Here is a 13,011-nt window from a genome sequence, read left to right as displayed (position 1 = left end):
CTCCCGCATGCCGCTCCGGACCCTGCTCAACCCCGCCCCGGACGTCCCGGGACCACGACGGAGCCGCCGCACCATGATCGCCCAACCCTATCTGCTGTTCCTGGGCGACGCGCCCGACCCGCTCGCCGCCAAGGTCGCGCAGGGCATCAAGGACTGGAACCCGGCCGTGGCCGCGGGCCAGCTTCGCCTGCCGGGCTGCAAGGCGGACATGAAGCTCACCGACATGACCATCGACGAGGCCGTGGCCGCCGGGGTGAAGACCCTGGTGATCGGCGTCGCCAATCGCGGCGGTCTGATCTCCGACACCTGGAAAGCGGTGCTGAAGGAGGCGCTGGAGAAGGGCATGGACATCGCCTCCGGCCTGCACAACCTGCTCCGCGACGAGCCCGAGCTGGTCGCCGCCGCCAAGGCCCATGGGCGGGAACTGCACGACGTGCGCATCCCCACGGTGAAATACCCCATCGCCTCGGGCGTGAAGCGCAAGGGCAAGCGCTGCCTGGCCGTGGGCACCGACTGCTCGGTCGGCAAGATGTACACGGCGCTCGCGATGGAGAAGGAGATGGCCAAGCGGTCGATCCCCTGCACTTTCCGCGCCACCGGCCAGACCGGGATTCTCATCACCGGCGGCGGCGTGCCGCTGGACGCGGTGATCGCCGACTTCATGGCGGGCTCGATCGAATGGCTGACGCCGGACGCGGCCGACGATCACTGGGACCTGATCGAGGGGCAGGGCAGCCTGTTCCACGCCTCCTATTCCGGCGTGACGCTGGCGCTGATCCATGGCGGCCAGCCCGACGCGCTGGTGGTCTGCCACGAGCCGACCCGCGAGCACATGCGCGGCCTTCCGGACTACCAGGTGCCCTCGATCGGCGCGGTGTCCGACCTTGCGCTGACCATGGCGAAGATGGTGAACGCCGGCGCCAAGGTGGTCGGCATCTCGATCAACACCGCCGCCATGTCCGACGAGGAGGCCGCCGATTATCTCAAGGCGGTCGAGGCCGAATACGGCCTGCCCACCTGCGACCCGTTCCGCACCGGGGTCGGGCCCATCGTCGACGCCATGATGGCGTGAGCGGCATGAGCGGACTGTCCCTGACGGCCCGACGCGACGTGTTCAGGCTGCGCGAGGTGTTCACCATCTCGCGCGGCTCGCGCACCGAGCAGAACGTGGTGACGGTGGAGATCACCGACGGGACCCATCGCGGTTGGGGGGAATGCACACCCTACGCCCGTTACGATGAGACCGTCGAAGGCGTGATCGCGGAGATCGAGGCCCTGCCCATGGCGGGGCTCGACCGGGTGACGCTGTCGGCGCTGATGCCGGCGGGGGCGGCGCGCAACGCCGTCGACTGCGCGCTGTGGGACCTGGAGGCCAAGCGCACCGGCAAGCGGGTCTGGGAACTGGCGGGGCTGGCGAAGCCCGGGCCGGAGATCACCGCCTTCACCCTGTCGCTGGGAGAGCCCGCCTCGATGCGCGCCAAGGCGGCGGAGAACGCGTTCCGGCCGCTGCTCAAGATCAAGCTGGGCGGCGAGGGCGACATGGCCCGGCTGGAAGCGGTGCGGGAGGGCGCGCCGCGCTCGCGCATCGTGGTCGACGCGAACGAGGGCTGGACGGCGGAGGAATACGCCGAACTGGCCCCCGCCCTGCTGCGCCTGGGCGTGGCGATGGTCGAGCAGCCGCTGCCGGCGGGCAAGGATGAGGCGCTGGCCGACGTGGCGCGTCCGCTGCCGGTCTGCGCGGATGAGAGCTGCCATGACCGCGCCTCGCTGCCGGCCCTGAAGGGCCGCTACGACATGATCAACATCAAGCTCGACAAGACCGGCGGCCTCACCGAGGCGCTGGCGCTCAAGGCCCAGGCGCTCGCCGAGGGTTACCAGGTGATGACCGGCTGCATGATGGGGACGTCCCTCGCCATGGCGCCGGCGCTGCTGGTCGCCCAGGGCGGGGCGGTGACGGATCTCGACGGTCCGTTGCTGCTGGCCGAGGACCGCGACGCGCCGCTGCAATTCGACGCCGCCGGCGTTCATCCGTCCGAACCGGCCCTGTGGGGCTGAAGGAGTCTTTCGATATGTCCCGCATCGTTTACGTGAACGGCGAATATCTCCCCGAGGAAGAGGCGAAGATCTCGATCTTCGACCGGGGCTTCCTGATGGCCGACGCGGTCTACGAGGTCGCCTCGGTGCTTGACGGCAAGCTGCTGGACTATGCCGGGCACGAGGCGCGGCTGGCGCGCTCGCTGGGCGAGCTGGAGATCCCGATGCCGGCGAGCCCGGAGGAGATCCTGGAGATCCACCGCCAGCTGGTGACCCGCAACGGGGTCGAAGAGGGCGCGGTCTACATGCAGGTCACGCGCGGCGCGGCGGATCGCGATTTCGCCTGGACCGCGGACATGACGCCGTCGCTGGTGCTGTTCACCCAGGCCAAGGCGATCGTGGCGAGCCCGATGGCGCAGCGGGGGTCGAAGGTGATCTCGCTCGACGATCTGCGCTGGCATCGGCGGGACATCAAGACCACGCAGCTTCTGTATGCGTCGATGGCCAAGATGCAGGCCAAGGCGGCGGGGGCGGACGACGCCTGGCTGGTCGAGGACGGCAAGATCACCGAGGGCACGTCGAACAACGCCTGGATCGTGACGAAGGACGGGGTTCTGGTGACGCGGCAGCTGTCGAACGACCTGCTGGCGGGGATCACCCGGGCGTCGCTGATGCGCTATGCGGCGGAGGCCCAGATCTCGGTCGAGGAGCGGGCCTTCACGGTGGAGGAGGCCAAGGGCGCGGCGGAGGCTTTCGTGACCTCGGCCTCGGCCTTCGTGATGCCGGTGGTGGAGATCGACGGCGTGAAGCTGGGGGCGGGCAGCCCCGGGCCGGTGGCGACGCGCCTGCGCGAGATCTACGTGGAAGAGAGCCGCCGCACCGCCATCTGAGCCGGCGCGCGCCCCCGGGCCCTGCGGGCGCCGCGCGTCAGCCCTTGCGCCGGTGGCGCGGGGGCGCCCGCGCGGCGTTGCGGGCGGCGGCGCGTCTGGCGGGGCCACGTGGCGACGGTGCGGCGCGTGAGTGGCCGGGGCGATGCGGTCTTGCGTGCGGTTTCGGGGGGCGCGGGTCTTCGACCGGGTTTGCGGTCGGCACGGGTGGCGCGGCGGCGAGGGGTTCGCGGTCGCCTCGGCGTGGGTCGTCCTGCGCTGACCGGCGCGCGCGCTTGAGCCTGGGCGTTCTCCGGCTCACCCGGATGCGCGCCGGGATTCGCGTCTGGATTTCCGACGACCTGCGCCTTGCGCGTCGCGGCGACGCGAGGGCGCCCCTGGCCGGAGCCGGCCGAGGCGTGAAGCTGGAGGCCGGGTCAACCCGCGCCCCCGGATCAGCGCCGCGCGGGCGGGACGGCGCCGGACGCGCGGCGGTCGACGCGCGGCTCCGTCGTTCCGGCCTCAGCTCGCCGTCGTGACCCGGTTGCGCCCGGTTTCCTTCGCCTTGTAGAGCGCCTTGTCGCAACGTGCGATCAGTTCGGCGGCGGTCTCGCCCTCCCGATGCTCGGCCACGCCGAAGGAGGCGGTGACCGCGCCCAGCCGTTCCTTGGTGTCCGACACCACGAAATTGCGCGCCGCCAGCCCCTGGCGGATCCGCTCCGCCACATGGCGGGCGCCCAGGATCTCCGTCGACGGCAGGATCAGCGCGAATTCCTCGCCGCCATAGCGCGCCGCGGTGTCCTTGCCCTGCACGTTCTGGCGGATCAGCCGCGCGTACTGCTTCAGCACCGAATCGCCCACCGCGTGCCCGAACTGGTCGTTGACCCGCTTGAACCGGTCCACATCCGTCATCACCAGCGAAAACGGCCCCTTGGTCGCGCGGGCGTCGATCTCCAGCTCCAGCACCAGGTCGAAGCGGCGGCGATTGGCCAGCCCGGTGAGATGATCGGCGAAGGCGCTTTCCCGCAGCTCCCGCAATTCGTCGTGCAGCATGCCGATCTGGGCATGCGCGGCGCTGAGCTCTCCGGCGAAGAATTCGTTCTGGGTGGCGTAGGTCTCCGTCACCTCGAGCATGTCGCGGATCACCTGGCGGGCGGTGGAGGGGCGCATCAGGATCGACATCCCGTCCCGCGCCTTGGCCAGCGTGTCGCGGAACCGGTCGTCGTCCACCGACTTGCGCGCCAGCGAGGCGGAGAGGGTTCCGAGCTCCTTCTCCGCGCGTGCGCTGATCTCCATGTAGCGGCCGGCCTTGTCGCCAAGCGCGAGATGTTCCTCATACAGCCGGTCGACGGCGTTGAGGCTCGCGCCCTCCCCGTCGGGAAGAAGCATGTCCACCGCTTCCGACAGCTCCGCGTCGGTGCCTTCGAGATAGACGTAGAACAGTTCGAACACGCGGGGATCGGGGGGGATGCCGCGTCGGGACGTTTCCTCCAGCACCCGGTAAGCCAGCGCGGTGACGTCATCGAAGCTTTCGCGACGCGTGTCCTCTGCCTTGATGCTTTCCAACGCTTCCGGCCCCCCGTCAACTTCCGCGACCGCCCGGCCGAGCCTGGCGATCCGCATGCGGGGACCATGCGTGGGAAACCGTTTGAAAATGCCTAACCCGGACGCGTCTTTCGACCGTGACCGTGACCGTGACCGTGACCGGGACAGCGACCGCGACCGAAACTGAAAACGCGAACGCCCCGTCGCGGCGAGGCGACGGGGCGTGCAAGCGGCGACGGGGCCGGATCGCCGGCCGGCGGGACGCGCCCGCCGGCCGTCGCGATCAGTTGATCAGGCCGAGCTGCTCCAGCTTCAGGATCACCTGCTGGGCGCAGTTGTCGACTTCCTGGCCCTCGGTATCGACGCGAAGCTCCGGGGTCTCGGGGGCCTCGTAGGGGTCCGAGATGCCGGTGAACTCCTTGATCTTGCCTTCGCGGGCCAGCTTGTAGAGCCCCTTGCGGTCCCGGCGCTCGCACTCTTCGAGCGAGGTCGCGACATGGACTTCGACGAAGGCGCCGTAGGCCTCGATCATCTCACGCACCGCACGGCGGGTGGCCGTGTAGGGCGCGATCGGGGCGCAGAGCGCGATGCCGCCGTTCTTGGTGATCTCGGACGCGACATAGCCGATGCGCTTGATGTTGATGTCGCGATGCTCCTTGGAGAAGCCGAGCTCCGAGGACAGGTGCTTGCGCACCACGTCGCCGTCGAGCAGCGTCACCGGGCGGCCGCCGAGCTCCATCAGCTTGACCATCAGCGCGTTGGCGATGGTCGACTTGCCCGAGCCCGACAGGCCGGTCAGGAACACGGTGAAGCCCTGCTGGGCCCGCGGCGGCTTGGTGCGGCGCAGCTCCTTGACCACTTCGGGGAAGGAGAACCACTCGGGGATGTCGAGCCCCTCGGCCAGGCGGCGGCGCAGCTCGGTGCCCGAGATGTTGAGCACGGTGACGCCGTCTTCGATCTCGTCGGCGGGCTCGTACTGGGCGCGCTCCTGCACATAGACCATGTGCTTGAAGTCCACCATGGTCACGCCGATCTCGTCCTCATGGGCGCGGAACAGCTCCTGCGCGTCATAGGGGCCGTAGAAATCCTCGCCGGCGGAGTTCTTGCCCGGGCCGGCATGGTCGCGGCCGACGATGAAGTGGGTGACGCCGTGGTTGCGGCGGATCAGGCCGTGCCACACCGCCTCGCGCGGGCCGGCCATGCGCATGGCCAGCGGCAGCAGCGACAGCGCAGTGGTCGAGGACGGGTACTTGTCCAGCACCGCCTCGTAGCAGCGCACGCGGGTGAAGTGGTCCACGTCGCCGGGCTTGGTCATGCCGACCACCGGGTGGATCAGCAGGTTGGCCTGGGCCTCCTTCGCGGCGCGGAACGTCAGTTCCTGATGCGCGCGGTGCAGGGGGTTCCGGGTCTGGAAGGCGACGATCTTGCGCCAGCCCATCTTGCGGAAGAAGGCCCGCATCTCGTTGGGCGTGTCGCGGCGCGAGCGGTAGTCGTAGTGGATCGGCTGCTGGATGCCGGTGATCGGGCCGCCTAGATAGACGGGGCCGGCCACGTTGTGCAGGTAGTTGACCGCCGGGTGGGCGAGATCGTCGGCGCCGAAGACCTTCTCGGCCTCGCGCGACTTGTTGGGGACCCACTTGTCGGTGATCGACAGGATCGCGAGGATCACGCCCTCGGCGTCGCGCAGGGCGATGTCCTGGCCGGGGGCGATGCCCTCGGCGAACTTCTCGGACACGTCCAGCGTGATCGGGATCGGCCACAGCGCGCCGTCGGCGGTGCGCATGTTCTCCACCACGCCGTCATAGTCGGCCTCGGACAGGAAGCCCTTGAGCGGGTTGAACCCGCCGTTCATCAGCAGTTCGAGGTCGCAGACCTGGCGCGCGGTGAGGTCCCACGAGGGGAGCTCGGCGGCCTCGAGCTTGAGCTTGGCGGCGCTGTCGTAGGAGACGAAGAGCTCGGGGATCGGCGTCGTGTTGGGTGCGGTCATCTCGGGATCTCGCTTGGCACGCATGGCAGGGTGCGGCGCGATGACCCCGGACAGGGGCGCGCGCGGCCGGCATCGAGGGCCTTCTGGCCCGGTCCCAAGGGAAAGGCAACCTTCCGGCGCCGGTTTCGCTGCGCCGCGACAAAAGGCCGGGCGCAGGGGCGGGAGCGTCGGGCGACGGGTTTCGGGACCGGCGAGGGGCCTGCGACGGGGCGGCGAGCGGACGGAATGTCGGGTCGGAGGGCGGGCCGGGGCGGGGTCCGGACGGGGGGGGCGGGACGGGGGGGCGGGACGGGGAGAGGCCGAGGGCGGGGGGACGCCGCCCCCCCGCCGGTTCCGCTCAGCCAGCGCGCCGTTTCCGGCGCAGGACCGCCAGCCCGCCCAGCGCGGCGACCAGCAACGGCGCCGCCCCCGGCAGCGGCACGGCGGAGGTCGACGCCGGCCCGTATTCCACCACATATGCGGCGGTGGAATGCGAGGCGCGGACGTCGTTCCACAGCGCGCCCGAAGCCCAGCCGGTGAGGTAGTCCTCGCCGGTCAGATCATTGGGCTCGCCGGAGTTCCAGTTGGCGTAGATCAGCTCGGTTCCCCCGGAACCGCCGCTCCAGAACTGCTGGCCGGCTTCGGGACCGTCCATCCACAGCCAGGCGCCTTCGACCCCCTCATCCGAGCCGCCGAGAAAGGCGGTGGTCTGGCCGGGATTCACCGACGTGGTGAGGAAGTCGTATTCCGCCGCGCTGGTCACGGTGGCCAGGTAGCCCGTCATCCCCAGATGGCTGCTGGACAGGGCCGCGGTCCGCGCGCTCGACCAGGTGTGGGAGGCGGAGACCAGCTCATACCAGTGGCCGTTGCCGCCGCTCCCCACGCCCCATTGCACGGGCAGGGCGCTGGCGGCGGTCGAGGCCGCGCCCAGCGCGCAGCCGGCGAGCGCGACGCCGCGCAGCAGTCGCGTTCCGTTTCCGAAAAGGGTTAGCATCATGCGTTTCCTCATTCATCTTGTTATACGCGCAACCATGCATGTTTCCCTTGGGGCGCCTATAGGTTTCTCTTGCGGCCTCTGTTTCCGCCGCTAACGGAGCTGTCGCGGCGGGCGGCCCCGGAATCCTCCGTCCCGGAATCCCGCCGGCTTTCCTCGCCCCGGCTCCGCCCCTATCCTCGCCCTCCCGTCCCCGACCGGAGCGCCGCCGTGTCCGCCCCCCTCTCCGTCTTCCTGATCACGCGGAACGAAGCCGCCCGCCTGCCGCGCACGCTCGCCGCGCTCAAGGGGCTGGCGGACCAGGTGGTGGTGGTGGATTCGGGCTCGACCGACGACACGCTCGCGATCGCCCGTGCGGCGGGGGCGGAGACGCATCACCGGGACTGGACCGGCTACGGCGCCCAGAAGCGCCACGCCGAGGACCTGTGCCGGCACGCCTGGCGGCTGAACGTCGATGCCGACGAGATCGTGACCCCGGCGCTGGCGGAGGAGATCCGGGCGCTGCTCGCCTCCGACCCGGCGCCGGCGGCCTATCGCGCGAAGATCCTCAACCTTTATCCGGGGCGGGACCGGCCGCGGCCGCTGGCCAACGACTACGACGTGGTGCGGCTCTACCATCGCGACGCGGGGCGCTATCGCGACCATCCGCTGTTCGACCGGGTGGAGACGACCGGCCCGGTCAAGCGGCTGCGCGCGCCGATCCACCATGTCCCGTTTCTCGACTGGGCCGGGCTGGTGGCCAAGGAGAACGCCTATTCCTCCTTCCAGGCGGAGGCGGCGAAACCGCGGCCGATGTGGAAGCTGCGCGCGCGGTTGCTGGTGGAGTTCCCCTTCGTGTTCCTGAAGGGCTATTTCGCGCGGGGGCATGTGCTGGGGGGATGGGACGGGCTGATCTTCGCCACCGTCATCGCCTTCGCGCGCTGGCTGCGCATCGCCAAGATGATCGAGGCCGCGAAGGCGCGGAAGCGGCGGGGCGCCTGAGCGGCCTAGCGCCGGGCCGAGGAGACCGCGAGGATCGCCGAGAGCCCGACCACGAAGCCCGCGATCGCCGCGAGGATCCAGCCGTCGAGCCAGAGGCAGGCCGCCACCAGCGCCGCCAGCCCGGCGGACGTCACCAGCCCCTGGTTGAGTCGCGACAGCCCGATCAGCTCCGAGGTCCGGTGAGTGACCGCGAAGAAGCAGCCGATGGCGAAGCCGGTCAGGAGGGCGGTCACGGGGCGGTGTCTCCGGGTCGGAAGGCGCGGGGGCGGGTGCGCGGGGGCGGAGGCGGCGGGACGAAAGGGCAGGGCGGCTGTTTCGCCGATCCGCGTCCGCTTGCCAAGCGGGCCCGCCCCGCCTGCGTCACCGCCCGCGTCATGGTCCGCGTCACCACCCGCGCCACGGCCTGTGGTCGCCCCCGCCATCGCCTGCGGCCGGCCGGGGGCCTGCGCGGGGCGGGCGGGGGCAGGCGGGGCGGGCGACGGGGCGATTTGCTTGTAAGGCCGCATGACTATGTTAGTGCTGAATAAAATCGCCCCGCCGTGGCTCACGTTCGCGTGAGAACCGCCCTGCCGCTGCGGCGCCGGATTCCACGTCTTGTCCGGGTGCGACTCTTGCGTCTACCGTCTGTCGGTCCGCGCCCATGAACGCGCGGCCCCAAATACGACCGGCCAGAAAATGACCGACAGGAGAGGTTCCATGACCAAGTTCGCTCGCTGGGGGGTATCGCTCGCCGTACTCGCGCTCGTCGCGGCCCCGGCTTCGGCCCAGACCTTCCGATGGACCAGCCAGGGCGACGCCCTGACCATGGATCCGCATTCGCAGAACGAAGGCCCGACCATCGCGATGACGGGCCAGATCTATGAAAGCCTCGTCACCCGCGACGCCAAGCTGGAGCTTCAGCCCGAGCTCGCCACCGCCTGGGAGCCCGTCGAGGGCGGCTGGAAGTTCACCCTGCGAGAGGGCGTGAAGTTCCATGGCGGCCAGGATTTCACCGCCGAGGACGTGAAGTTCTCCTTCGAGCGCGCGCTGGCGCCGTCCTCGGACTGGAAGGAGCAGGTGAAGGGCGTGACCTCGGTCGAGATCGTCGACCCGATGACCGTCATCCTGAAAACCGACGGGCCGAACCCGATCCTGCCCAACCAGCTGACCTCGGTCTACATCATGGACAGCGGCTGGGCCGAAGAGCATGACGTGATGGTCCCGCAGGACTTCGCCGCCAAGGAGGAGACCTACGCCGTCCGCAACGCCAACGGCACCGGGCCCTTCGTGCTCGCCTCCCGCGCGCCGGACGAGCTGACCGAGATGACCCGCAACGCCGACTGGTGGGGCTGGGGCGAATTCCCGGGCAACATCCAGAAGATCGAATACCGCCCGATCTCCAACGCCGCGACCCGCGTGGCCGCGCTGCTGTCGGGCGAAGTGGACTTCGTGCTCGACCCGCCGCTTCAGGACCTGGAGCGGATCAAGGCCGCGTCGGGCCTGAAGGTCGAGACCGTGTCGCAGATCCGCTCCATCTTCCTGGGCATGAATCTCGGGGCCGAGGAGCTGGCCTCCTCCGACGTGAAGGGCAAGAACCCCTTCGCCGACGTGAGGGTGCGCGAGGCGATGAACATCGCCATCGACAAGGCCGCCATCCAGCGCGTGGTGATGGAGGGGCTGAGCTTCCCCACCGGCATGATCACCTCGCCCGGCGTGCTCGGCAACACGCCCGAGAACGACGCGCCCTACGCCTTCGACGCGGTCAAGGCCAAGGCGCTGATGGAGGAGGCCGGCTATCCGGACGGTTTCTCGGTGCAGCTGGACTGCCCCAACAACCGCTACAACAACGACGAGAAGATCTGTCAGGCGGTGGTCGGCATGCTGGCCAAGATCGGCGTGGACGTGAAGCTCGACGCCATTCCCAAGGCCCAGCACTTCCCCAAGATCCAGAAGCGTGAGACCGACTTCTACTTGCTGGGCTGGGGCGTGCCGACGCTCGACAGCCACTACGTGTTCTCCTACCTGGTCGCCGGCGACGGCTCGTGGAACGCCACCGGCTATTCCAACGCCCGGGTGAACGAGATCACCACCGCGATCGAGACCGAGACCGACATCGCCAAGCGCACCGCCCAGATCATGGAGGCCTGGGAGATCGTGAAGTCCGAGATGCCCTATATCCCGATCCACCATCAGGTGATCGCCTGGGGCATGTCCGACAAGGTCGACGCGCCGATCGGGGCCGACGACGCCCTGCGTCCGCGCTTCGTGGTCATGGCAGAGTAAGGTCCGTCTCCGGGCCCGCGCCCTTGCGGCGCGGGCCCGGGATGCGCAGGCCCAGCGGACGGCGCCCGGCGGCGCCGTCGTCGGGGCGGGGGGCGCCGCGCGCGTCATGTCGCGAGGCCCCCGGCCCAGACCCTGGCCCAGACTTTGATCTTGACCCTGGCCCTGACGCGCTCCGCTCCGCCTCGCCGCGGCGTCCTTCCCGAGGGAAAGGCGCGGGGGAGAGGCGGCTGCGGGGCGGCGTCCCGGCCGCGCCGTCGCGCATCGCGCCGACCCGCCCGTTCCGTTCCGCGCCGTTCCGACCCGAAACCGGGGAGCCCCCATGGTCGCCTTCATTCTGCGACGCCTGATGCAATCGCTGCTGGTCATGCTGGCGGTGTCGGCGGTCAGCTTCTCGCTGTTCAATTTCGTCGGCGATCCGGTCAACAACATGGTCGGCCAGGACGCCACCCGCGAGCAACGCCAGCAGATCCGCGTGGAGCTGGGGCTCGAAGATCCGATCCTCGTCCAGTATTCGCGCTTCGTCGGCAACATGGTCCAGGGCGAGTTCGGCGTGTCCTACCGCATCCGCCGCCCGGTCGAGGACCTGATCATGGAGCGGCTGCCGGCGACGCTGGAGCTGGTCTTCGTCTCCGCCATCCTCGCCATGGGGTTCGGGATCGCCGCGGGGGTCTACACGGGGATCCGGCGGAACTCGTGGCTGTCGCGGGTGCTGCTGTCGACCTCTCTGGTGGGGGTGTCGCTGCCGACCTTCATCATCGGCATCGGGCTGATCTATCTTTTCGCGGTGCATCTGCGGATCCTGCCGTCCTCGGGGCGGTCGGGGACGGTGGACCTGGGGTGGTGGAAGACCTCGCTGCTGACGCGGGAGGGCTGGGCCTCCATCCTGCTGCCCGCGATCACGCTGTCGCTGTTCCAGGCCACCATGATCCTGCGCCTGGTGCGGGCCGAGATGATGGAGGTCATGCGCACCGATTTCATCAAGTTCGCCCGGGCCCGCGGCCTGTCGGAGCGGGCGGTGAATTTCGGCCATGCGCTGAAGAACACGCTGGTGCCGGTGATCACCATCATCGGGCTCAACATCGGCAACCTGATCGCCTTCTCGGTCATCACCGAGACCGTGTTCCAGTGGCCCGGCACCGGGCTGATGTTCATTCAATCGGTGGATTTCGTCGATGTGCCGATCATGTCCGCCTATCTGGTCTTCGTGGCGCTGATGTTCGTGATCATCAACCTGGTGGTCGACATCCTCTACGTCGCCATCGACCCCCGCATCCGCATCGGGTCCGCGTGATGGCCGCGCCTTCCGCCGCCGCCGCCGCCGCCTCCGCGCCCGCCATGCCGACCCGAGGAGCCCGCGCATGACCTCCGCCCCCGGTCCGTCCGCCCCCGATCCGTCCGCCTCTCCGCCCGAGCGCGAGCTCGGCGCCCATCCCGAGCATCAGGGCCGCATGGGGTTCTTCGCCCGGCTGATGGAGAACGACGTCGCGTATTCCTTCACGCGCTCGCCCACCGCCATCATCGCCGCGACCATCACCGTGCTGGCGATCCTGGCCTGTTTCGCGGCGCCGCTGATCGCGCCCTTCGATCCGTTCGATCCGGCGCAGATCTCGCTCTGGGACGGCAAGCTGCCGCCGGCCTGGGCCGAGGGCGGGCAGGCGCAGTATCTGCTGGGCACCGACAATCAGGGGCGCGACATGCTCTCCACCATCCTCTACGGGGGGCGGCTGTCGATCCTGGTGGGGCTGACGGCGGTGGCGCTGGGGATGACGCTGGGCGTGGCGCTGGGGGTGATCTCGGGCTATTTCGGCGGCGCGGTGGATGCGTTCGTCATGCGCATCGCGGATGTGCAGCTGACCATTCCGGGCATCCTGCTGGCGATCCTGATCAACGGCATCGGGCGCGCGGTGATCCCGCAGGAGCTGCGCGACGACTTCGCGATCTATGTGGTGATCCTCGCCATCGGGCTGACCGACTGGCCGCAATTCGCCCGGGTCGCGCGCGGGGCCACGCTGGTCGAGGCCCAGAAGGAATACGTCATGGCCGCCCGCGTCATCGGCCTGCCGGCCTGGCTGATCATGCTGCGCCATGTGCTGCCCAACGTGCTGCGCCCGGTGATGGTGCTGGCCACCATCGGCCTGGCGCTGGCGATCATCGCCGAGGCGACGCTGAGCTTCCTCGGGCAGGGGATCCCGCCGACCACGCCGTCGCTCGGCACCCTGATCCGGGTGGGCAACGAGTTCCTGTTCTCCGGCCTGTGGTGGATCACGCTGTTCCCCGCCATCGCGCTGGTCACGCTGGTCTTCGCGGTCAACCTGCTGGGCGACTGGATGCGCGACGCCCTGAACCCCAAGCTGCGGTGATCC

At 69.7% G+C, this 13,011-nt stretch carries 11 protein-coding genes; 7 read left to right on the top strand and 4 right to left on the bottom strand.

The window, feature by feature from the left end:
- Window positions 1–73 precede the first annotated feature (73 nt).
- From dgcN to BLV24_RS04735, 3 genes are read left to right on the top strand one after another with little or no spacing between them, the layout of a single operon-like run.
- The gene (dgcN, locus tag BLV24_RS04745; protein ID WP_092679951.1) at window positions 74–1,072 is read left to right on the top strand and encodes an N-acetyltransferase DgcN; all 999 of its coding nucleotides are present in this window, start codon (window positions 74–76) and stop codon (window positions 1,070–1,072) included.
- 5 nt (window positions 1,073–1,077) lie between these two features.
- Entirely contained in the window at window positions 1,078–2,055 is a 978-nt protein-coding gene (gene dgcA / locus BLV24_RS04740) for an N-acetyl-D-Glu racemase DgcA (protein WP_092679950.1), read from the top strand.
- 14 nt (window positions 2,056–2,069) lie between these two features.
- Window positions 2,070–2,924, top strand: a complete 855-nt coding sequence (locus BLV24_RS04735) for a D-amino-acid transaminase (RefSeq protein WP_092680270.1) — start codon at window positions 2,070–2,072, stop codon at window positions 2,922–2,924.
- A gap of 498 nt (window positions 2,925–3,422) precedes the next feature.
- Here BLV24_RS04735 and BLV24_RS04730 read toward each other — a convergent pair whose 3' ends face one another.
- The 3 genes from BLV24_RS04730 to BLV24_RS04720 all read right to left on the bottom strand — a co-directional run bounded on the left by BLV24_RS04730 (window position 3,423) and on the right by BLV24_RS04720 (window position 7,408).
- On the bottom strand, window positions 3,423–4,466 hold the full coding sequence (locus tag BLV24_RS04730; RefSeq protein WP_176954618.1) for a GGDEF domain-containing protein: 1,044 nt from the start codon (window positions 4,464–4,466) through the stop codon (window positions 3,423–3,425).
- A 262-nt stretch (window positions 4,467–4,728) separates the two neighbouring features.
- Window positions 4,729–6,432, bottom strand: coding sequence for a bifunctional sulfate adenylyltransferase/adenylylsulfate kinase (locus BLV24_RS04725; RefSeq protein ID WP_092679948.1), 1,704 nt, complete (start codon window positions 6,430–6,432; stop codon window positions 4,729–4,731).
- Window positions 6,433–6,769: 337 nt separating this feature from the next.
- Window positions 6,770–7,408 carry a lectin-like protein gene (locus BLV24_RS04720; protein ID WP_092679947.1) on the bottom strand — a complete coding sequence of 213 codons (639 nt, stop codon included), beginning with the start codon at window positions 7,406–7,408 and terminating at the stop codon, window positions 6,770–6,772.
- A 207-nt stretch (window positions 7,409–7,615) separates the two neighbouring features.
- Between BLV24_RS04720 and BLV24_RS04715 the strand changes: the two genes are divergently transcribed.
- Window positions 7,616–8,386, top strand: a complete 771-nt coding sequence (locus BLV24_RS04715; RefSeq protein ID WP_176954617.1) for a glycosyltransferase family 2 protein — start codon at window positions 7,616–7,618, stop codon at window positions 8,384–8,386.
- Window positions 8,387–8,391: 5 nt separating this feature from the next.
- On the opposite strand, the gene BLV24_RS04710 is transcribed toward BLV24_RS04715, so the two are convergent.
- Window positions 8,392–8,619 carry a hypothetical protein gene (locus BLV24_RS04710; protein WP_092679945.1) on the bottom strand — a complete coding sequence of 76 codons (228 nt, stop codon included), beginning with the start codon at window positions 8,617–8,619 and terminating at the stop codon, window positions 8,392–8,394.
- Window positions 8,620–9,082: 463 nt separating this feature from the next.
- Between BLV24_RS04710 and BLV24_RS04705 the strand changes: the two genes are divergently transcribed.
- The 3 genes from BLV24_RS04705 (at window position 9,083) to BLV24_RS04695 (ending at window position 13,008) form a co-directional block, all read left to right on the top strand.
- A complete protein-coding gene (locus BLV24_RS04705) occupies window positions 9,083–10,648 on the top strand; it encodes an ABC transporter substrate-binding protein (RefSeq protein ID WP_092679944.1) in 1,566 nt (521 codons plus the stop codon).
- 319 nt (window positions 10,649–10,967) lie between these two features.
- Window positions 10,968–11,939 (top strand): ABC transporter permease, encoded by a 972-nt coding sequence (locus BLV24_RS04700; RefSeq protein WP_092679943.1) that lies wholly within the window; start codon window positions 10,968–10,970, stop codon window positions 11,937–11,939.
- Between the two features lie 67 nt (window positions 11,940–12,006).
- Window positions 12,007–13,008: an ABC transporter permease gene (locus BLV24_RS04695; RefSeq protein ID WP_092679942.1), complete on the top strand. Its 1,002-nt coding sequence runs from the start codon at window positions 12,007–12,009 to the stop codon at window positions 13,006–13,008.
- Window positions 13,009–13,011: the final 3 nt, after the last annotated feature.

It is taken from the genome of Albimonas donghaensis, assembly GCF_900106695.1.
GTDB lineage: Bacteria > Pseudomonadota > Alphaproteobacteria > Rhodobacterales > Rhodobacteraceae > Albimonas > Albimonas donghaensis.
This window is presented reverse-complemented; position numbering and strand designations above follow the sequence as displayed.

Coding starts and splice junctions, on each gene's coding strand:
- BLV24_RS04705 (WP_092679944.1), top strand. CDS start 9,083: ATGACCAAGTTCGCTCGCTGGGGGGTATCGCTCGCCGTACTCGCGCTC.
- dgcN (WP_092679951.1), top strand. CDS start 74: ATGATCGCCCAACCCTATCTGCTGTTCCTGGGCGACGCGCCCGACCCG.
- BLV24_RS04720 (WP_092679947.1), bottom strand. CDS start 7,408: ATGATGCTAACCCTTTTCGGAAACGGAACGCGACTGCTGCGCGGCGTC.
- dgcA (WP_092679950.1), top strand. CDS start 1,078: ATGAGCGGACTGTCCCTGACGGCCCGACGCGACGTGTTCAGGCTGCGC.
- BLV24_RS04725 (WP_092679948.1), bottom strand. CDS start 6,432: ATGACCGCACCCAACACGACGCCGATCCCCGAGCTCTTCGTCTCCTAC.
- BLV24_RS04735 (WP_092680270.1), top strand. CDS start 2,070: ATGTCCCGCATCGTTTACGTGAACGGCGAATATCTCCCCGAGGAAGAG.
- BLV24_RS04700 (WP_092679943.1), top strand. CDS start 10,968: ATGGTCGCCTTCATTCTGCGACGCCTGATGCAATCGCTGCTGGTCATG.
- BLV24_RS04695 (WP_092679942.1), top strand. CDS start 12,007: ATGACCTCCGCCCCCGGTCCGTCCGCCCCCGATCCGTCCGCCTCTCCG.